General features: G+C 44.2%; 13 protein-coding genes. 3 read left to right on the top strand and 10 right to left on the bottom strand.

What is annotated here, in order from left to right; genetic code table 11:
• From B3B27_RS09105 to B3B27_RS09095, 3 genes are all read left to right on the top strand, one after another.
• Positions 1 to 581, top strand: a 581-nt coding sequence (locus tag B3B27_RS09105; RefSeq protein WP_286847314.1) for a sugar phosphate isomerase/epimerase family protein, incomplete at its 5' end; no start/stop codon positions are given.
• A gap of 178 nt (positions 582 to 759) precedes the next feature.
• Positions 760 to 3,213 (top strand): cytochrome c biogenesis protein CcsA, encoded by a 2,454-nt coding sequence (gene ccsA / locus B3B27_RS09100; RefSeq protein WP_286832290.1) that lies wholly within the window; start codon positions 760 to 762, stop codon positions 3,211 to 3,213.
• A gap of 265 nt (positions 3,214 to 3,478) precedes the next feature.
• Positions 3,479 to 4,483 carry a Gfo/Idh/MocA family protein gene (locus B3B27_RS09095; RefSeq protein WP_286847311.1) on the top strand — a complete coding sequence of 335 codons (1,005 nt, stop codon included), beginning with the start codon at positions 3,479 to 3,481 and terminating at the stop codon, positions 4,481 to 4,483.
• A gap of 166 nt (positions 4,484 to 4,649) precedes the next feature.
• Here the strand turns inward: B3B27_RS09095 and B3B27_RS09090 are convergent, their stop codons facing one another.
• The 10 genes from B3B27_RS09090 to B3B27_RS09045 all read right to left on the bottom strand — a co-directional run bounded on the left by B3B27_RS09090 (position 4,650) and on the right by B3B27_RS09045 (position 21,227).
• Positions 4,650 to 5,570 (bottom strand): alpha/beta hydrolase, encoded by a 921-nt coding sequence (locus B3B27_RS09090; protein ID WP_238865708.1) that lies wholly within the window; start codon positions 5,568 to 5,570, stop codon positions 4,650 to 4,652.
• A gap of 70 nt (positions 5,571 to 5,640) precedes the next feature.
• Positions 5,641 to 6,204, bottom strand: a complete 564-nt coding sequence (gene gmk, locus B3B27_RS09085; protein WP_238865710.1) for a guanylate kinase — start codon at positions 6,202 to 6,204, stop codon at positions 5,641 to 5,643.
• Between the two features lie 90 nt (positions 6,205 to 6,294).
• Positions 6,295 to 7,167, bottom strand: a complete 873-nt coding sequence (locus tag B3B27_RS09080; RefSeq protein WP_286832284.1) for a YicC/YloC family endoribonuclease — start codon at positions 7,165 to 7,167, stop codon at positions 6,295 to 6,297.
• Positions 7,168 to 7,459: 292 nt separating this feature from the next.
• The gene (locus tag B3B27_RS09075; RefSeq protein ID WP_238865714.1) at positions 7,460 to 8,185 is read right to left on the bottom strand and encodes a CDP-alcohol phosphatidyltransferase family protein; all 726 of its coding nucleotides are present in this window, start codon (positions 8,183 to 8,185) and stop codon (positions 7,460 to 7,462) included.
• A 234-nt stretch (positions 8,186 to 8,419) separates the two neighbouring features.
• Positions 8,420 to 9,133 (bottom strand): response regulator transcription factor, encoded by a 714-nt coding sequence (locus tag B3B27_RS09070; RefSeq protein WP_238865716.1) that lies wholly within the window; start codon positions 9,131 to 9,133, stop codon positions 8,420 to 8,422.
• 1 nt (position 9,134) lies between these two features.
• A complete protein-coding gene (locus B3B27_RS09065; protein ID WP_238865718.1) occupies positions 9,135 to 10,694 on the bottom strand; it encodes a sensor histidine kinase in 1,560 nt (519 codons plus the stop codon).
• Between the two features lie 383 nt (positions 10,695 to 11,077).
• The gene (sprA, locus tag B3B27_RS09060) at positions 11,078 to 18,313 is read right to left on the bottom strand and encodes a cell surface protein SprA (RefSeq protein ID WP_286847309.1); all 7,236 of its coding nucleotides are present in this window, start codon (positions 18,311 to 18,313) and stop codon (positions 11,078 to 11,080) included.
• 115 nt (positions 18,314 to 18,428) lie between these two features.
• Positions 18,429 to 19,019, bottom strand: a complete 591-nt coding sequence (ruvA, locus tag B3B27_RS09055) for a Holliday junction branch migration protein RuvA (protein WP_238865722.1) — start codon at positions 19,017 to 19,019, stop codon at positions 18,429 to 18,431.
• A 193-nt stretch (positions 19,020 to 19,212) separates the two neighbouring features.
• Positions 19,213 to 20,430, bottom strand: a complete 1,218-nt coding sequence (locus B3B27_RS09050) for an L-serine ammonia-lyase (protein ID WP_238865724.1) — start codon at positions 20,428 to 20,430, stop codon at positions 19,213 to 19,215.
• Positions 20,431 to 20,633: 203 nt separating this feature from the next.
• Positions 20,634 to 21,227: an LEA type 2 family protein gene (locus B3B27_RS09045; RefSeq protein ID WP_238865726.1), complete on the bottom strand. Its 594-nt coding sequence runs from the start codon at positions 21,225 to 21,227 to the stop codon at positions 20,634 to 20,636.
• Positions 21,228 to 21,233: the final 6 nt, after the last annotated feature.

Raw genomic sequence — 21,233 nt, 5'->3', positions numbered from 1 at the left:
ATCCTGCCGTCCGTAAGCAATGCCGTAACACGATGGAGGACCTTATTATTGCCGCCGGGGAACTGGGATCTATCGGCGTCATCATAGTTCCGGCATTCAACAGCCAGGTTCCCGTTATGCCCCATAATCAGGAGACACGCGATTTTCTCTGTGAGCAGTTCGAAGAAATGGGTACCTTTGCACAGCAACAGGGAACCACCGTCATCCTGGAGCCGCTCAATCGCAGAGAGGCCTTTTACCTGCGCCAGGTAGGCGATGCTGCATCCATTTGCCGCGATATCAATAACCCGGGTGTGAAATGCATGGGCGATTTCTGGCATATGACCTGGGAGGAGAACTCCGATATGGGAGCGTTTATCTCAGCTGGCGAACATCTGCAGCATGTGCATGTTGCCAGCCGCAAACGCCGCAGCATGCCCGGAGAAGATGGAGAAGCTGATAACTATGTTAACGGTTTTAAAGGGCTGAAAATGATCGGATACGACAAATATGTCAGTTTCGAGTGTGGTTGCCAGGGAGACCGTAAAGTGGTAGTACCCGCGGCTCTTGAGTTACTTCGTAAACAATGGGAAGAGGCCTGAGGCCGCTTCACTGTTTCCGGTTTGATGAAAAATGAGTGAAAGAAATCGGATTTTTCACTCATTTTTTATCACTGGATAAATGAGTTATAGCAACCATTTCAGTCAAGCTTGGCTTCAGTTTATCTGTTTAAAGCAAAAGTAAAACAAGCTTGTAACATTTTGTATCAATAATTACGGCATGGACAGATTACTGAAACTTCTTACCTCCTATAAGGCAACCATTACCCTGTTGTTTGTTTATGCTATTGGTTTGGCAACAGCTACGATTTTGGAAAAACAGATGGGTACCGAGGCAGCCAAAATGCTTATATACTACTCACCACTGTTTATCTTACTGCAGTTCCTGTTGGTGCTTAACTTCATCCTTATTCTTATTCGTCAAAATTTCATCAAAAGGAAAAGATGGGCAATGGTTGTGGTTCATTTAGCTCTTGTAGTCATCCTTGCGGGCGCATTAGTTACTTTCCTGTTCGGGAAAGAGGGGCAGATACATATCCGTGAGGGTGAAAAGGCAGACACAATGATGATGCATACATCAAATGGAATTAAGACCGAGAGGATGCCTTTTGTGCTGGAACTTGCCGAATTCAGGATTATCCGTTATCCAGGATCTGAAAGCCCATCATCTTACGAGAGCGATCTGCTGATACATATCAATGGTGAAGTGAGGGAGGTGAAACTGTTTATGAACAACGTGCTTGATTTAGAAGGATATCGATTTTTCCAAGCTTCTTACGATCACGATGAGAAAGGTACTATCCTTTCGGTCAACAGTGATGTGGCTGGACGAACTATCACCTATACAGGTTACCTCATTCTTGTGTTTGGCTTCATCCTTATGTTCATTCTTCCCGGTTCACATTTCAGAAAACTTGCAAGACAGCTTAAGGAGACAAGGGAGAGTGCAAGGAAAACCGTGATGACGCTCACTATGGTACTGATTACCATGGTAAGCCAGGGACAGGAGCTGCCAGGTAGCCATATGATTGAAGAGATACAGCAAAATACCATACCGCAGGAACATGCGGCAAGGTTTGGTGCATTGCCGGTACAGTTTCACGGGCGCGTGATGCCTATGAACACTTTTTCATCAGAGATATTACGAAAAATATATAAGAAACCGGTATATGGCAATCTCAACTCCGACCAGTTCCTTCTGAGCCTGATTGCACAGCCGCAGATGTGGATGCAGGTACCAGTTATCTCCATGGCAAACGAACAGATCAGTGACCGGTATAACCTGCCGGTAGAACATGTTGCTTACTATCATTTTTTTGATCATAGGGGAGACTATCGGCTATTGCCTCAACTGCAGGAGATATATCATAAACCGGCAGGTGAACGGAGTACTTTCGATAAAGACCTGTTAAAGCTTGATGAAAGGGTAAACATTTTATATCAGTTGTTTAACGGTGCTATGCCGGGCATCTTTCCCAATCCTCACGGCTCTTCTCACACATGGTATGCTCCGGGCGGCAATCTATCTGTTTTCAACGAAAAAGACTCACTTTTTATAACAAACACATTCGCATGGTACCTCTCGGAAGTTACACACTCGCTCAGTAGCGGTGATTGGAGCAAACCCGGCAGGGTGCTCGATTTGATTGAAGAGTATCAACGGAAGAACGACAAAGCCTCGCTTATCAACCCTAAAAAACTTGAGGCCGAAATCCGTTATAACCATCTGAATATTTTTAATCACTGCAAAGAAGGTTATTTTCTCTTTGGCGGAATTCTTCTGATGCTTGCATTTATGCTAATGCTGAACGAACGAAAGTGGATTCGTTATGCCTCAGCACTGTTTATAGGAGGGACACTGCTGGTGTTTCTTATACATATTTATGGTATGGGAATGCGGTGGTATATCTCCGGTTATGCTCCCTGGAGCAATTCTTACGAGACAATGGTTTATGTAGCTTGGGCAACGGTACTGGCGGGACTTATCTTTGGCCGGAAGAGCACCATCACGCTTGCCCTGGCAACCCTTTTCGGTGGTATCATCCTTTTTGTTTCAGGCCTCAACTGGATGGATCCGCAAATAGACACACTGGTACCGGTACTGAAATCGCCATGGCTGATGTTTCACGTGGCGGTGATTGTGGGGGCCTACGGATTTTTTGGTATCAGCTTTTTGCTTGGTATCACCAATCTATTAATAATGACTTTCACTAAGAAGAGTATGCTTCTATCATACCGTATCAGAGAACTGACAATTATCAATAACCTGTCGCTTCTGGCGGGGCTTGCTCTGATGGCGACCGGTACTTTTCTGGGTGCTGTATGGGCAAACGAATCGTGGGGCAGGTACTGGGGCTGGGACCCCAAGGAGACATGGGCACTTATAACAATTGTAGTATATTCAATAGTTACACATATACATCTAATTAAAAAGTGGGATAACGAATGGATCTTTAACTTGCTGTCGGTATTTGCATTTTCTTCAGTACTTATGACTTTCCTCGGGGTAAACTATTTCCTGAGCGGTATGCACTCTTATGGGCAAACAGAAAGTACAACGTCTGTTTTTTTGTACATTGCCATCGCATTTCTTATGATTGGCATTCTGGGCATATTCTCTTACAGAAAGAGAACAATTTTTAAGCAAGATCTGCTTGAAAAAGTCTCAAAATAGAATATTTGACATTATAATCACTGAGTCTCCTCCGATAAGTCTTTTTTCTTGAAAATTTCACAAGATGAACATTGATTTTCAATAAGTTGCAAGCCAATAAAATTGAGTTTTGAGGTTTTCGGAGAGGACTCATCACTTGAAAATCAAATATTATATTTTTACAAAACGACTTATTAAAGTGGACTCAAACAACAATTAAAATAGGACTCATAAATGATTTTACTGATGGTTGATATTTCAAAGATAAAATTTATTAATTGTTAATATGGTACATTGGGGTTTCATCGGCTGTGGATCCGTAACTGAAAAAAAAAGCGGCCCGGCCTTCGGAAAAGTAGAGGAATCGGATGTGGTAGCAGTGATGCGCCGTAATGCGGAAAAAGCGCAAGATTATGCCCGGCGGCACGGAATCGGCAAATGGTATGACGATGCATATGATCTGATCAACGATCCCGGGGTTAATGCGGTGTATGTAGCAACACCACCTGCATCGCATGAGGAGTACGCCATTGCGGCAATGAGGGCCGGAAAACCGGTATATGTAGAAAAGCCAATGGCTGCCTCGCACGAATCAGCACTTAGGATATGTCGTGTGTCAGAAGAGACCGGAGTCCCCTGTTTCGTTGCCTATTACCGTCGCACCCTCCCTTATTTTCTCAGGGTGAAACAGTTGATCGATGATGGATTGCTTGGAGATATATCTAACGTGCAAATCCGATTTGCCATTCCACCTTACGCAGATGATTATAATCGGGATAGTCTGCCCTGGAGAGTGAAGAAAGAGATCGCCGGCGCCGGATATTTTTACGATCTTGCTTCACATCAGTTCGATCTGCTTGATTATTTGTTTGGTGAGATCACCGATGCACACGGCTTCAGTACTAATGTGAAAAATCTGTATGAGGTTGAAGATACCGTCACAGCAGCCTTCCGGTTTAAATCCGGTATATTGGGCAGCGGCAGCTGGAGCTTTGTTGCACCGGGAAACACCCGCACCGATAAGATCGATATTACTGGAACTAAAGGCAAGGGCTCATTCTCAACCTTTATGTTTACCCCAATACTTTTGGAAACTGACAAAGGGAAGAAGGAATATCACGAAGAGAATCCTGAGAATATTCAGTATTACCTCATTAAAAGTATCGTTGACTATATAAACGGAGACGGGCTTATGCCTGTTAGTACAGGTGTATCTGCTGCCCGTACCAATTGGGTGATGGATGCCATCCTGCAGCGGAATTGTACCTTTGGCAAATTCGTCGAGCCTTAAAAGCACATTTTTTTCCCGATTGTCTCTTACTGAATATCTGCCATAAGTTTACCAGACTATGCCACAGACGCATGTCCAAGTTCCCAGTGTTGCAATCGGGTTCAGGTAGCTATGCATGAACCATATGGTGAGTACTGTGATTTTCTATCCTGGCAACGCAAGCATTTCAGTCGTAATAGCTGTCCGGAGTTGTAGAAGTGTCCGATTTTCGCAGAATATCTTTATAGTTTATATCTATCATCTGTTGTCTGCGGTCGAACACCATATCATTTATAAACTGTTCTATCTCGGGCAGAAACTCTTCCATGGGATAACCCGACACCTCATGTCCAATATTTTCCATGCTGTAGAAAATATATGGATAATGTTCCTCACGGAATCTCTTCGCCAGCGATTTAGATCCGAACATGCCAATATTGAATAATCGAATGTTGTCGTATGGTACAAGCTTATCGGCACTGCCGTGAAAGAAAAGAGTGGGAGCAGGCTTTTTTGCGTACGACGGTACACCTTCAGTACTAAAGATTCCGCCTGCAAAGGCAATCACACCTGCATATCTGAAATTGTCAGGCAGCACACTGGCTGAGGGATGGTTGTCGCGTTCACGGTAATCTGCTTGTAAAACAGTGATGGCACCTGCACTTGATCCGCTGATTATTATGAGCGAAGGGTCTATATAAAGCTCTTCGGCATTTTCCAGCAGATAACTTGTCGCAGAATATAGATCGGCTACAGCCAGTGAAATGGAATTTTGAATTGGTTTGTAATTAAATAAACCCGGGGCCTTTTGCCCCTTCATCCCCAGGCGGTAATCAATAGAGGCTACTGTAAATCCCTTGCTGGCGAAATAGTTGAAGAAAGAAGAATATATTTTTGCATCTCTTTCCCCTTCTTTAAACCCGCCTCCAAAAACAAAAAGGAGGCATGGCTGTGGCAATAAGGCGGCAGAATCTGATCTGTACAGATCCAGTTTAAGCTCCCGTCCATCCTTCACCGCATATGTGCGGGTCTCCTTTTCCAGTGAATGCGGGAAGAGAGAGAAAGAGAGAAAACAGGCCGCGAAAATTATGGATAACCTTCTGATCATAATGCGTATGCTTTTTTAATATGATTCAGTTAAATATTAAATGAATTGATCGGGAACAGGGCCAGAAAAATCACTCTTCAATAAAGTCGGTGACCAGTTTCAGAATCTCAGCCCTTGCCTTGTCGTAATCGTCATTGCTCACTATTACATCGAATTGCGGAGCAAAACTCATTTCATATTCAGCTTTTGCCAACCGGTTCTCAATGACTTCCGGTTCGTCGGTACCTCGTTTTTCAAGCCTTTCGCGTAGTACCTCTACCGACGGAGGCATAATAAAAACACTCAATGCCTGGTTATTGTATATATTTTTAATGTTGAGCCCACCTACACAGTCAACATCGAAAACCACATTCTTGCCTTCTTCTAGAATGCGGTCCACCTCGCTTTTCAGAGTACCATAGAATTTATTGTCATAAACCTCCTCATATTCTAGGAACTCGTTGTTGTTTATGCGCCTGCGGAACTCGTCGGGTGACAGGAAATAATATTCTACACCATCTTTCTCATCCCCGCGTGGTTCGCGGCTGGTAGCCGAGATGGAAAACTGAATGTTCAGTCCCTGTGACAAAAGAAAACGCACAAGTGTCGATTTACCTGAGCCTGAAGGTGCTGAAAAAATGATTAGTTTGGCCATTTTATTACTTTTTCCGGTAGAGCCACAACTATTATTAATTGTGTCATAAATAGCTTCTGCTTCTCTGCTTCTCTGCTTCTCTACCTTTCTTTACAATACATTTAAAACCTGTTCCTTAATCTGCTCCAGCTCATCCTTCATCTGCACAACAATACATTGCATATCCGATTGATTTGATTTGGAACCCAGGGTGTTTATCTCGCGCCCTATCTCCTGGGCAATGAACCCAAGCTTTTTACCCTGGGAACGTGAGCCGTTTAGCGTTTCTGTGAAATATTTAAGATGATGGGCAAGGCGGTTTTTTTCCTCGCTCACATCCAGCTTCTCAATGTAGTAGATCATCTCCTGTTCAAAACGGTTCTTGTCGAATTCAATCCCTTCAAGGTTGTTAAGTTCGTCATAGATTCTACTTTTTATCTTATCAACGCGTTCTGTTTCAAAAGGTTCTACTGCAATAAGCAGGGCGCTAATCCGTTCAATTTTTTCAGTCAGTACCTTCGCCAGCATCTCCCCTTCCTGTTTGCGAAAGGCAATGACATCATCTACTGCACGTTCAATTGCTTTCCCTATAGATTCCCATTCCACATTGTCGGGCTCTTCCGTATCCTGTTTCATTACATCAGGAAGGCGTAATAGTATTGAGAACCAGTCCTGGGGAGGAGAAACGCTCATTTCGAGGGCATGGTCCCTTATTTCTCTGTGATACTGGCTCAGTGTATTGAAATCTATCTTTGAGGATACATCCCTGGAGATAACATCCACATTTATATTAAGATCGATCTTACCTCGTTCCAGGCTATGTGAAAGGTTATTTCGCAGTGTGATCTCTTTTTCCCGGTAAACTGCCGGCATACGTATAGATAGATCAAACTGCTTGCTGTTCAAGGACTTAATCTCGACAGTTACTTTTTTGTTAGGGAGTTCGACAACTGCTTTGCCGTATCCTGTCATTGAATGTGTCATTTCGATACTTTTCTATTAATTCAAAATATTTGGTTTGCTTTTGTATTTTCATGCAAAACAAATATTGCCATCGCTAAACCGTTATTTTTGTTTAACTGAATAGTTTCACAAAGGTAGGGATTTTTGGTTGATATTTTTGTGTTTGCAGCCGAAAGTTGACTTGCATGCACAGGCATATGCCAGGGTTGTGGATTTCCTCGAAACCACTTCCCCAGAGTAATACTCTTTGGGAGGATAATCAGATTACTGAAAGGTTTTGTAATTATCTTCCTACTGAATAAAACGCGTCAGTTTATGCATTTTCAATTCTTCTTGCTTTGCGCTCCTCTTCTTTTCTCCGGCGATCTGCAATATCCTGTTTGTCGGCCAGTATAAGCAGTTTACGTGTCTCAACCAGATTCGAAACAAGTAGAAAAACACAGGCAGCGGTTGCAAGGTACTGAATGGAACCGGGTATAAATACCTCTAACGTGATAATGGTTCCCAGCAATAATCTCACCTCGGTAGGGCCAAAGATACCGGAGTCTATAGAATACTGGCCGCCTATCTTATAACGCAACTGGGCGGTAATCATTTCCCATCCGTAGAACACAACGAAGAAAAATCCTGCATATTTCCATATCCCGGGGGCATAGATGGTATAACCTAATCCAATCAGGAAGGTACCTACCCAGTCCACTGACACATCAAGAGAAAAACCGTACCATTTGCGTGGTTTGTTCCGGTAGTATGCAAGCCGCCCGTCGAGCGAATCGCCTACCCAGTTTATAACAAAACCTAACAATGACATAAGCAGCCAGTAACGATTCAGATAAGCTCCCAATACAAAGCTTGAAGCAACCAGAAGGTTTCCGAAGAAGCCGATGGCAGTAAGACCGTCGGAAGTGATCCGGGAAGGCACCTTTTGCACAAGGTATGCAATAGTCTTTTGTTCCCATTCACGCAGAATATTAGTTCTGTTACGATCTGTGGCGATAACCTTAAGCGTTTTCGCCATTTTTCTTTTGTTACTCTTCATATCTGACTCTATTTTTCAAATTACTCTTCTTTTCTCAATATTTTCACGCCTGCCAATAGATATTTCAAAATCATAAATATTTTAAATCATATTATTGACTGTAAATGGGCCTCTTTTTTTGCAAATGTAAACAATATATTTCTGTTACTCTTCTGTTAGGGTAAAAAATTATTAATATAAAGAGGCCATTCCATTCAGAACGGCCTCTTATAGAGAGTGAAAATTGCACTCTTGTTATTCTACGTTATCACCTTCTTCAGTAGGAACAATAAGCTTGTACCCTTTTCCGTGAATGTTGATGATTTCGATGTTGGGTTCTGGCTTTAGCAGTTTGCGCAGTTTAGTGATATATACGTCCATACTGCGTGCGTTGAAATATGTATCCTCTTCCCAAATCTGTTTCAGTGCATGGTTGCGTTCTAAAATATCGTTAGCGTGAGCACATAGGAGCGACAACAACTCCGATTCTTTGGTTGTCAGTTTTGTCTGGATGTCGCCGATATTAAGAATTTGCTTTTGAGTGTCGAAGGTCATCGTACCAAAGTTGTATACTTGCTGCTCCTTGCTTTTTTTGCCTTTCACACGGCGAATGATAGCTTCAATACGAAGAACCAGCTCTTCCATACTGAACGGCTTGGTAATGTAGTCATCGGCTCCGGCTTTGAAGCCTTCAAGTACATCCTCTTTCATATTTTTGGCCGTTAAAAAGATCACAGGTATTTCAGTGTTGATAGTCCTTATCTCTCTAACAAGCGTTACGCCGTCTTTCTTAGGCATCATTACGTCAACGATGCACAAATCGTATTTTGTTTTCACGAATCCTTTGAAACCGGCCTCCCCATCGGGAAACAGATCGGTATCAAACCCTTTTGCCTGGAGATATTCTCTGAGCAACATGCCAAGATTCTCATCATCTTCGCATAAAAAAATTTTTAACTTCTCTTCCATATCATTTTTGTGTTATTACGGGTAAACTAATTATAAATTTGGTGCCTTTACCTAATTCACTTTCGGCACGTATTGTGCCATTCATGTCTATTACGATCTTTTTCACGTATGCCAGCCCCAGTCCGAATCCTTTTGTATCGTGCCTGTTGCCGGTAGGAACGCGATAAAACCGTTCAAATACCTTTTTCGAATCTTCCTTCCTCATCCCGATTCCATTATCCTCAATGGTAATAATGATTTTGTTCCCTTCGTTGCGTGTACGGATCATCAATTCAGGCGGAACATCTTTTTTTCTGTATTTCAACGCGTTGTCCAGGATGTTGAAAAGCACATTGGTAAAGTGCATCTCATCCACGCGTATTGTGGACTTTTCAGCCTGAAGATCAATGTCCAGAATGCCTTCCAACTTCTCCACTTTCAGCACATGAGTATTGGCAACACTCACCACCAGGTCGTTTGCATCTATCTCTTTCATCTTCAGAGTTGTCTTCTGCTTGTCGAAAAGCGACATCTGCAACACCTTTTCTACTTGGAAGCTGAGCCTTTTGGTCTCATCATGTATCACTCCCGTGACATGCTTGAACACTTCGGGCGACTTAAGGATAGACTCATCCTTAAGCATCTGCGTGGCAAGCGAGATGGTGGAGACTGGCGTCTTCAGCTCATGCGTCATATTGTTAATAAAATCGTTCTTCATCTCAGACAAACGCTTTTGCCTGAACAGTGATACTATCGTAAATATAAACGTTATCAGTAGTATAAACGTGAATATTAGCGATGGTATAAAAAAGGAAAGTTCACTATACACATAATTCCTTTTAGTTGGAAAATAAACCCTCAACTGGTTTAATTTTGCCGGTGGATCGTTAGGAAACAGAATTTGAGTGTAAATCGCATCTTTGTATTTTGTCGAAAAGCCGGGAGAAGAAAAAACCACCTTATTGTTGTAATTCACTACCTGAAAACTGAATGGTTCGTTCAATCCATTGTATGACAGCTCGTAACGAATATATTGTTCAACCTTGTTGAAATCGATTCTTTTTTCAATAGGCTCATTACTGGCACGATTCATTATTTTAAAAATAACCTCATCAAGTAATGAGCGCTCGTGAAGATATCGCTTCGACAACGACTGTTGCATATCATACTGGGTTTTTGAGATTGTGCTTAAGCCCTGGCTGGGTGATAAAAACACCCTCTCCCTTTGCTGATCCGGCCGCATCGACTGCTGTGGTGCGTTCAGCCTTATTCTTGTATCACTTCCTCCGGGTTGTGTTATTGCTGCACCTGTTTTCTGCTCTGAAATATTTGGGGACATCTGCGGGGCGGAATACTGTGAATATCTGTTTTCCGATTCAATCATATCCTGCTCCAGGTAATCGCGTGTCTGATCCTGCTCAAGATCCCTCATCACGTTGTACAAGCTTCTGTTTACCTGCTCATCGAACTGTTTGGTGCGGATATCCATGCTTGTCCTCATGTATCTTACCTGCAGAAACAGTAAAGCTAAAAAAGTGGTGAACATAACAACGGCAACCAACCATATAGTCGATTTTTTCATACTGTACTTTCTTTACTAACCTCTTTTTATAAGTGACTATTTTATTTCAAAGATCGTCTTTGTTCATTTTAATTTAACAAATAAACGACTTTTTTGTTTAACATATCCTCTTAAAATTAAAAAAAAACGCAGGAAAGCCCGTTTTGCAACATTAATTAAGATAAAATAGCGGTTTTTATTCTAATTTTCAGTATTTCTCAGCCATCTCTTTTTTCATATAACACCTTTGTATGATTTTTGGTTGCCGGGTAAACCATCTTTCTATATGAATATGCTTCACCCAGCCAGTTTTAATACTTCATACAGATTGTTTCAATGTTATACCTAGCCAGTTTCAATACTTCGCTCTGCCAGTTTCAATGCTTCAACCCCGATGAACCCGGCTATTGAATAAGGTTTATCCGCAAACTTACCCCCGCATTTGTTGTTGCTCCCGGATAGGATGATGATGAAACAAGTGGTGTATTTATCAACTTGTCGTAAAATGCACGCAGTGTTAGAGCCCTGCTTAATTCGTAATCTGCAGTAAAACGTATAGTTATGGTCTTTATTCCGCTTGTAGCCTGAGTAAAACCGTCTTCAATTTTTCTGATAAGAGCACTCGTGGTTTTGTGAGAGACATCGAAACGGAGATTCAGAGTGTTACTGAATGTTTTGGAGGCGTGAGATTGGCCTTTCTCTCCAGCTATTCCCGGCAACCGACTGTTTCTGACCCTTTGCATTGAGTTTGACCCGAATCCTGCTATCCGGTTAAAATCGGCAATGCGGTAGCCTATTCCAACAACAATATCGTTATCATTCATCTCCACTATCCTGTATGAAGGGATATTCAGGTTCAGCGCCCTTGTCCTATTTATCCTCAGGCTTACATTCATATTGTTGCTCAGTATGCTGTTTGCCTCAATAAGCGGGTGAAAGCTTTCTGTAATGGTTACCGCTGAGATATCGTATGGTGTTGAGGGGATAGGAGATCCTGAGAGGGCGTCACGTATGTAACCCAGGTCACCATCATCGTTTGCCGGCACCCAGCTGAGATAAGATGAGAACGAACCAACACGGTAATGCGATATGTATTGATGAACAAGGTTTAACGACTTCACATGCTCACCCAGTTCAGGCAATATTGACATCATGTCGAACGATATGTCCCAATTTGGTAACAGCGACCTCATGCCGGGAAAGGCGGTAAGCTCCACGCTGTTAGGACCCTTGCCTGTATATGCTGCCAGTAATGAAGGGATTAACACCTCGGCTGAGTTAATGTTAACATCACCTGTTGCCGGGTCAAACGGTTGTCCTGCGTAGCTGCTTCCAGCCAGAAATCCACTGGAAGGGTAGTGTGAAAGTTCATATTGGCCCCTTACTCTTGATGCGATAGCCTCCCTGTTTTTCCGAAACCTCTCGAATGTACTTGAGAAGTAGTTTTTACCTGCTCTCTGGTTTTCAAATGCTGATGAGAGGGAGATGGTAGTCATTGCAAAACTGCCACCGTGAACCACAGGCATCTCCTCAAACATAAATTGAAATTCTGTACGCCGATTATCCTCGTAGAGAGCGTTAAGGTCGATTTTTAATCCCGGGAAAGGTTCCAGGGAAACTTCCAGTCTCATATTTTTTGTCCGGTTACTTATGGCGGGTGTAATATTGTTTTTGTTTATTACCAATAGGTTGTCTTCTTTCATTCTCTCTATGAATCTCTTTCCGCCATCAAATCCGAAGGCAAACCCCAATCCGGGAAGCAGCCCGTCAGCACCGTTATGTTGGCCGAAAATGTCGCCAATCATCTTATCATATCCAGGCAGGCTGGTACGTGTCATGTATCCAAAATTCAGGTTGATACTGCGAACCATCATCACTGCTCTCATGGCATAACTTGCAATGTCGTAACCGGGAGTACTTCCTTCCGCCGGAGAGATGTCCGCCTGCATAGGTCCCGCCCCTCCGTTAAAAATACTGTTCGCCTTCTGCAGGAAAGGAATCTTATTGTATAGCAACACCAGGTTGAACCTGCTGTTTACTGAAAGTGCAAAATCGTTCTGTAGAAAGTTGCCTGTATTTTCATCATCGACAACAGCTCCGCGTTCCCACCGGTAGCGGGAGTTATATGCTGCACTCGAACTGATCCAGTCAAGCGGTGCTATATGAGCGAACGGGAGGATATATGTAACGTTGGCCGCCTGCTCGTAGTTGAGTGGTTTCCCTAGCTCACGTATACTGTGGATCACAGAATCCTTCCATATTTCATAATCGCTCCGGTTAATCTTTTTATTCACTTGCAGATAAGGCTCTTCAATTTCGGCTATCGTACCCGAATGAAACGATGCTTTCAGGTTTCTCGTCAGATCCCACGTGATGGAAAAATCCCGGTCCCAAAAGAAATTGCGGCTAAACGAAAGGTATTGCCGTTGCGACTGTGTTGTTCCATCTCCTTGGGCATTGAGGCTCCGGAGCTGTTTCTCCTGATAATTACGCACTAACAGTGAACCTGCTCTGATGTTGTTTGGGAGTAAATTAAAATATAGCGCTTTAACCGGTTTCAGCCATCCGGAGTTGTCTTTTATATTTTTAAAAGGCTCCAGGGATTTCATTAAAGGGGAGTACTCGTAGTCCGCCTGTATCCGGTAATCGAGTACCGTTGCGTACTCGGTATCAGGGCTGTGAAGTTCATTAATGTTCCTGGCAAAGGTGAAGCTTAAGTTGGCCGGATCGTATGGCATCGGGTTTTTACTACTGATATTTACTTTTACATTGCTCAGGCTAATGCTTTTGTTTATAGAACTTGTAGTTGAGATGTTTTGAATAGAATCGCGATGATGCCTGTTTTTGGACTGTTTCAATGATTCGGAGAGCAGGATATCTCTGTTAAATGGGTCGTAGAGCGGGGTCCATGTCCGGTCTGAATAGGAGTATTGAAACGGTGCCGTCACCTTTGCCTGCCTTGGAAGAAAACGTCCTAACTCCAAATTAAAAGACATATGCATTGATAAATAGTCATCGTTGCGTCGTTGCAAAAGGCTCCTGCTGAGAGCACCAAAGCCGGCTGTCTCTTTTCTTCCAGAGAAGGCGACAGTACCGATATCTGACAGTGCCAGCTGCATATTTCCCTGAAACGCCCAACCTCCTTTTTCATCGAACTCGCTTAAGCGTAGCTCGTTTATCCATACTTCCCCCGACTGATTCCTGTCAGAATGGTTCCTGATGCCAATCATCATCACCTTCACTTCTGCCAGCGAAGGATTACCAATAATGGTTATCCTGTTTCCCGGTTTATCCGGGTCGTAAAGCGAGTAGGGGATATAATAGTCAGCACCACCACTACGGTGTTTTTCTGCATTACGTTCCAGCTTCAGGCCGGTGAACAGCTCAAGAGGAAAATCGAACATGTTTTCCAGTGGCCATACCGTCTTCTGCCCGGTCGGGCTATTGGTGCTGTACTGCCCTTCAGGAGTAATTAGCAGAGGTATCTCATACTCGTAGAAGTTATCCCTGTAGTCCGACCCCAGACGCAAGAATATTGAAAGATCCCCATCCTGTAATGTGCCGGGGACTTCCGGCAGCTGCTCCGCATGTACAAACATCTGCAGCCTTTTATAGCGGCGCATATCATACATACTGTTTTTGTAGATCGACCTGGAGGCCCCCGGCTCAAGATCTTGTACCTTTATAGAAAGCGACTGCTCATTCTCCTGTCTGAGCTGAGGTTGTCCCGGATCAAGAATACGTGTAACCCCCGGAGGCAAAACATAATTTACCGGTGTGCGATTGCCGTTCTCTTCAATGTTCACTGTTGAAATGTCAAGGCTACCTGTGCCTGTGACTTCTCCTCCTGTTACAGGATCTTTCGTGTAACTTCTCCACTCACTACGTACCAGTTCAAGTGTGGCGAATCTTAGAAAGATAGGTTCTTCAAAGCCGGTAAGAAAAATTCTCATAAACCGGATATTGTTGAACCCATTTATATTGCCAATCTTTTGCTGATAATCCCTGACAGGTATTTTAAACTGGTACCAATTGACCTTCCCGTCCTGTCCGTTCCGCAATCTCACGCTCACTTCACGCCTGTCGACAATAAAGTTGCTTCCCGTCTCCATATTTTCGTGCCTAAGCGATACCCTGTACTGATAATATGATTCATTCTCATTGAGTGTATTGTCGTTATCTATGTCCTCCACATCAGGAGTGGAACGCGATATTGAAGAATAGCGTGCATCTTCATCAGATGCAAGTGAATTGCCTTCAGTGCCGTTGAAATATTTATATCTCTCGAGTATGCTCATCTGCATGCGATCCTGTTCCGCCCCTCTATAATGGCGGAATTTGTCCCCTGCAGGGTCGTTTAACGGTGAGTGGCTGTCGGCTTCCATTGCTGAAATAGTTTCACCCGATAACCGGGGACGAAGTTCGTTCAGGTAGTTGGCATATGATGGATACACTTTCTCCTCTTCACTGCTCAGTCCGTTCAGCCCTACATCCTGCAACCGTCGTGCTTCCATCCCCTGAGAGTTGTCGAAGGCATAAACTGTGGACTGCCGCTTCGGGTATTTACCCCATACTGTGTATCCCACTGCCGTAGTATCGCCATCAACAGGCAACCCATTCTCAAAAAACTTTTTTCCGTCTTTCAACACATCTTCCGATATATCACCAAGGTTGAAGTAGAGGTCGCCACCTGTTGAAGTGCCGAGCGTGTCATTCACAAAAGGATCCATCAGCCAGAACTCAATATATTCAATGTTTGCTGCCTCAAAATCGCGGGTATCCATTCGTCGTGTGATACCACCCCAACGTTGTTCCGGATTGAGTAGATTTCCTTTACCGTCCACATTACTATCAAGGTTATAAGGTCCCCGTTCGTTAGGATAGTAGGAGATATTAAGTGCAGGAATGGTGGCTGGCTGTCCGTAATAGGCATCCCTGTTGGGGTAAATCTCCCTCTCAAATATCTCCCTTACCCGGTGGTCGGAGAGTTGGGTGTGATCGTTTTTGATATGAGCAGGCGTCAGGCTCGAATTCCTTCCGGTGAAGATGCCATCGATATAGAACCATGCCATCAGCGCGCGGTTTTTTCCATAATCGGTATTGTTAGAGAGTGCCGCCTCCGGAAACAGTCCTGAGGACGTGTTGTTAAGCGGAGTGGAGGCGAGTGACCAGGAGTAGGGTGTACGAAGATCGATGCTCGTCGATGAACTTTCAAAATCATCAATATAGGAGTATTCGCCCGTGTATCTGTTTTTATAGTGTCCGGCAATCAAGTGAGCAAACTCCAGGTTTGCCGAAAGTTGAGAAGGTGCTGTAGCATCCACAAAAGGCAGCATATCAATCAGGTTGGTTAGCGCATACGACTTTCTTCTGTAGGAAAGGTTTGCCCCCCACAACGTATTTTTTGCAGATTCGTCTCCGTAAGCACTTTTCATTATTAGTGGTTTCTCGTAGTAGTGCATCAGCGTGACTCCTGCTGAAAAGTCCTTTGAAAAATCGTATAACAGGTTGATACCCATCAGTGTCTTGCGTTGCAGATGCGACATAAGGCGGTTTTCGAGAGTTACACTCACAGGTGTTCCCGATTCAAGAACTGAACGGTTAATGATGCTTACAATACCTGAGAGATAATCAACCGTGTAATCAACACCTTCGGTAAGGGGGATACCGCCGGCAGTGACCCTTACCGAACCCCTTTCCACATTCACTGCGTTTAGGTTTATCTCATGGGCGGAAGAGCCTCTGTACTCGCCACTCAAACGGAACTTATTTCTTTCGGGGACCTGTCGTGCTGCGGTGAGCGTTGAATCATACAACTCCTGATATACATATTTGCGGGCAATGGCATCGTTATCGATTTTTTTCTTCAGATGCGACCCGAACGGCTCAGTAACAGGAAATATAATCCAGCCGTTTTCGCTGTCTATTGTATAGCCTTCAAGAAAATCGAAGATCCCGTCGGGATTGGGATTATTGCGTGAGTCAAGCCTGTCGAGGTTCATTATGGTGAGGAGCAGCTTGTCGTCTACACCACTCCCTGGTAGATAGTTCATATAGATACCTGAGGAATCGCTCTGGTATGTGACATTCATCCTGAAGCGATCCTTTTGCACATTGTATGCTCCATATCCTATGGAGTAGATGTTTTTCATCATCAGCCCCCATGCCGGGGACCGTGGAGAGAACGAAACAGGTTTCAGCAGTTTAACAAACAGGGCACCCTTTTGCCTGTCGCCGTTACCTGCAGAAACGCTTCCCACTTCACCGGAGAACTCTCCCACCTGGTACACCCTGCCATTATATGTGTATTCGTAAGCAATTGCCAGCACTTCATCAGGCTGTAACGGCATGTTAAGGGAGATATATCCAAGCTGAGGGCGGTATTTGTACTCAGAGGGACTCAGGAGTCGCGCATTCTCCAGCTTTTCATAGTCCGTGCCCGGGACGATGCTGCCGGGGAGGGTGTTTTCCGTTTCACTCAGATTGCGTGCACCGGGGTAGTTAGAGACAAGCTCGCCATACATGGTGTTGGACATATTGTCAGGAACGTCTGACGAGCCTTGCGCTGTCCACATCGGGTTATGTATGTTATTGTGTTCCCCCAGGTCGGCAAATGCAATAATATTTCTAACCCTGTCATACTCCCCTCGTTTGTTGGTCACCCACACCTCCATCCTTGTTATGGATACCGATGACTGCACATAAGGGAGCTTTGCCAATGCATTATCATAGGTATCGCGGAAGTAATGTCCCAGGAAAAAATGGCGGTTCTCATCATACTTGTCGGCGTTAAGCTCAAATTGTGTAGTTTGTACCCCACCGCCGGTATTAACGGTTTGTGATTCCGACTGTTGTTGAGAGATGACCGTATTTACCCGCAGTTTACCAAACTGCAGTTCCGATTTTATGCCCAACAGCGCTGCTCCGCCGTCAATAAGCGAGTTGGTTGTGGACATGTTAACGTTTCCCGCTTCAATATTTTTAATTATCTCGTCTTCATCACCCTTATAAGCAAGCCTTATCTGTTTTGCATCTGCATCAAAGGTAGCATCGGTATTGTAATTGATATCGAAATTTATCTTTTCCCCCACTTTGGCATTCATATTTAGCTTTATCTGCTGGTCTGAATCGAATATATTTCTTACTCGTGACCGTTGCGGAATGCCCGGATTACCGGTAAAATCCCGTTTAATCCCAGCTGATATCTCTACAGATCCCTGTGCAGTGAACCTTATGCCCCCAGGGCCGAAAATTGTCCCTGGCTGATTTGTCCTTTTGCGAATACCTGAGAGTGACGAGTATCGTGAGGATGGCCTTAAACGGTCACGGTTAAGGGAGTTCTTTTCTCTGAAATAGTCCGATTGCATCTGTCGCGACCGGTATTCCATATACTCTTTCGGAGTCATGGTGACGGGAGTGTTTATCACTGCATCACCCACCTTATATTCAAAGATATAGAGGTTGGAGCGATAATCGTAGCGTACTTCCGTTACAACATTAGAAGGATTTTGCAGTCTAACAGGCAGCCCCTGCCGATTAAAAGGCAGTGTTACGGCAGCAGTATCTTTTGGCATGAGCCCAGTCTCAACGCTGTCGGGCGGTAAAACTGTGCTGTTAGCATAAGCAAAATAAACTGGCATTCCATTCAGGGGGAACAGAATATAGAGGAGTAATATGTAAACAGTTTTTTTCAGAGAGACAACAGCAATATACGATTCTTGAATTCAAAAATGTGTATTACGTAACCAGCTGTTGTTATAATCTCTTCAATGCCTCTTTGATAACACCTTCTACCGGTAGTGAGGGTGCTTCTTTTATAATTTTTGATACCACCTTGTTTGAGGCTGTCTGAACAAACCCCAGCATCACCAAGGCTGAGACTGCAGCATGGCCTGTCTCCGACAGATCGCTTTTTGAAAACGGTTTAACTATACCGCTCTCATCGGTTATCTTGATCTTGTCTTTTAAATCCACGATTATCCGCTGTGCGGTTTTTGCTCCTATACCCTTGACTGTCTGCAGCATTGCTGTATTTTCATTAGCGATAATAACCTCCAGCTCTTTTGAGCTGAACGATGAGAGTATTACCCTGGCCGTACTTGGCCCTACGCCAGAAACGCTTATAAGGTGCAAGAACAGTTCCCGTTCATGTTTATCCATGAAGCCGAACAAAACATGTGCGTCTTCTCGAATAGATTCATACACATAGAGTTTGGCTGCCGGCTTTTCATGAATGGCACCGTAGGTGTTCAGTGAAATATTCATCTGGTAACCGATACCTCCGCATTCCAATGTTACGGAGGCCGGTGTTAGTTCGGCGACATCGCCTTTAATATAGTCTATCATTTTTTTTACAATGCAGCTTAATTACGTAATACCGTTAATATAACGGTAAAATTCCGGGAAAAGTATGAACAGAGGAAAAAAAATCTGTTGTTACCGGTGACTGCAGTCATATCCCGTATTTCCGGCCTTCAGGTGAATGTATGCCCTTTGGCATAAGCTTATGAGCAATGAGCTTGCTTGTTTTATTAAACTTTCAGGTGAATGTATGGCCTTTGGCAAGGCCTCCTTCTGCCGTTTCTTTGTATAAAGATGGTAGATCGTGCCCGGTCTCTTTCATCACATTTACCACCCTGTCGAACGATACCCGGTGAATTCCGTCTGTGAACGAAGAGTATAGGTTGGCATCCAGCGCACGCGCTGCAGCATAGGCATTTCGTTCTATGCATGGTATTTGTACCAGTCCGCAAACCGGGTCGCAGGTCATCCCCAGGTGGTGCTCCAGTCCCATCTCGGCAGCATATTCTATCTGAGCGGGGCTACCTCCGAAAAGCTGGCTGGCAGCTGCGGCAGCCATAGCGCAGGCAACACCCACTTCTCCCTGACACCCCACCTCGGCACCCGAGATAGATGCGTTTTTCTTTACAATATTTCCAAATAACCCAGCAGTTGCCAATGCACGCAGCATTCTGTTTTTGCTGAATTCACGAATCTGCTCAAGGTGATAGAGCACCGAAGGAACCACGCCGCTGGAGCCGCATGTGGGCGCCGTTACAATTTCACCGCCTGCGGCATTCTCTTCCGATACCGCCAGTGCGTAGGCAAACACTAATCCGCGAGATTGTAATGATGCCTTATAGCCTTTGGCTTTTATAAAGTAGCTTGCTGCTTTCCGGTGGAGGCTAAGCGGTCCCGGCAGTATCCCTTCATTATCGAGTCCCCGCTTTACGGATGCTTTCATTACATCCCATACTTTTCCCAGATAATCCCATATATCTTTTCCCTCGCACTCCTCCACGTACTCCCAATAGCTTTTGCCTGTCCTTTCGCACCACTCCATTATCTCTGTCATTGTGGTCATCGGATATATATCTTTTCCCTCGTTTTCAGAGAGTCCGATCGTATTTTTTCCATCGGAAAGGGTGCCGCCTCCTATGCTGTATACCGTCTGCACGTCCATCAGCTCTCCGTTGCTGTCATATGCCTCTATTTTAAGTCCGTTAGGATGAAAAGGCAAGAACGTCTTTGGCAACCACTCAATGGTGGCCGGTGCAACAGGTTCAAGTACACTTAATATAGCTATGTCGGTTAGGTGACCTTTTCCGGTTGCAGCAAGGCTTCCATAAAGTGTCACCTCAAAACGCCCGGCATCGGGGTTTGCTTCAGCAAACAGAGAGGCTGCTTTTTTAGGTCCCATGGTGTGGCTACTCGATGGTCCGTTACCTATCCTGTAGAGCTCTTTAATTGATTGCATAAGGTGGAATTAGAGTTAGAAAATCATTTACGCAAAGATAGCTATAAAAACAATTCCGGGAAATAGCAAAACAGCTGTTTTCAAACACTTTTACAATTGCCATGTCGTCAGACACCATATGCCTGAAAAAATCAATCCCGAGGTCATCTTACGAAGTTCAATCCAATTCCATGTCGTCAGACAACGTGTCTGCCGTAAATAGACTAATCCTTCCCGCCAAAATTAAATATTATGGGTATGGCGGCCGGTACTTTTACAAGTTTTCGGCCTACTGTAAGCTTAGGCCACAGCTTCACCGTCACTGAGGTTGAGTTGGGGGTTATTCCCAGGAAGTCACTCATCTCCTTCGTAACCCTGTCCTGCGAATAGCGGTTCATCAGGTTTTTCAGGTCGATACTAACAGGTATAGGTACCACCTTTGTCTCTCCCGGTTCAATGCGGATAGGAATATCCATTTTTCCCGTAGCAAACTCCATCTCATTGATAAGAATTGTGTAATCCAGCGCATCAAGGAAAGCAGCTGCTGTATTAGGGTTTGTTACATCCATATTGAGCGTCATGCTGAAAGGTATGTTCTGCCTGCTTGAGCCTCCCGCAAGGACAGTGGCTATGGATGCCAGGTTTGAGACCGATATGCTTGAGGCATTACCCAAGTTTATCCCTGCCACAAGTATATTATCGAGCGAATGGTATCGGTATTCGCTCTGAGAGAGCTGGTAGGCACCCCCGATTCTACTAATGAGATCGCAGCCGGTAAGTAGTACCGACGCCATAAAGATTAAGATAACTCTTTTCATTTTGTT

It is taken from the genome of Proteiniphilum sp. UBA5463 (assembly GCF_002427225.1).
Classification (GTDB): domain Bacteria; phylum Bacteroidota; class Bacteroidia; order Bacteroidales; family Dysgonomonadaceae; genus Proteiniphilum; species Proteiniphilum propionicum.
The sequence above is the reverse complement of the archived record's forward strand: the minus strand, read 5'-3'. Positions and strand labels throughout refer to the sequence as shown.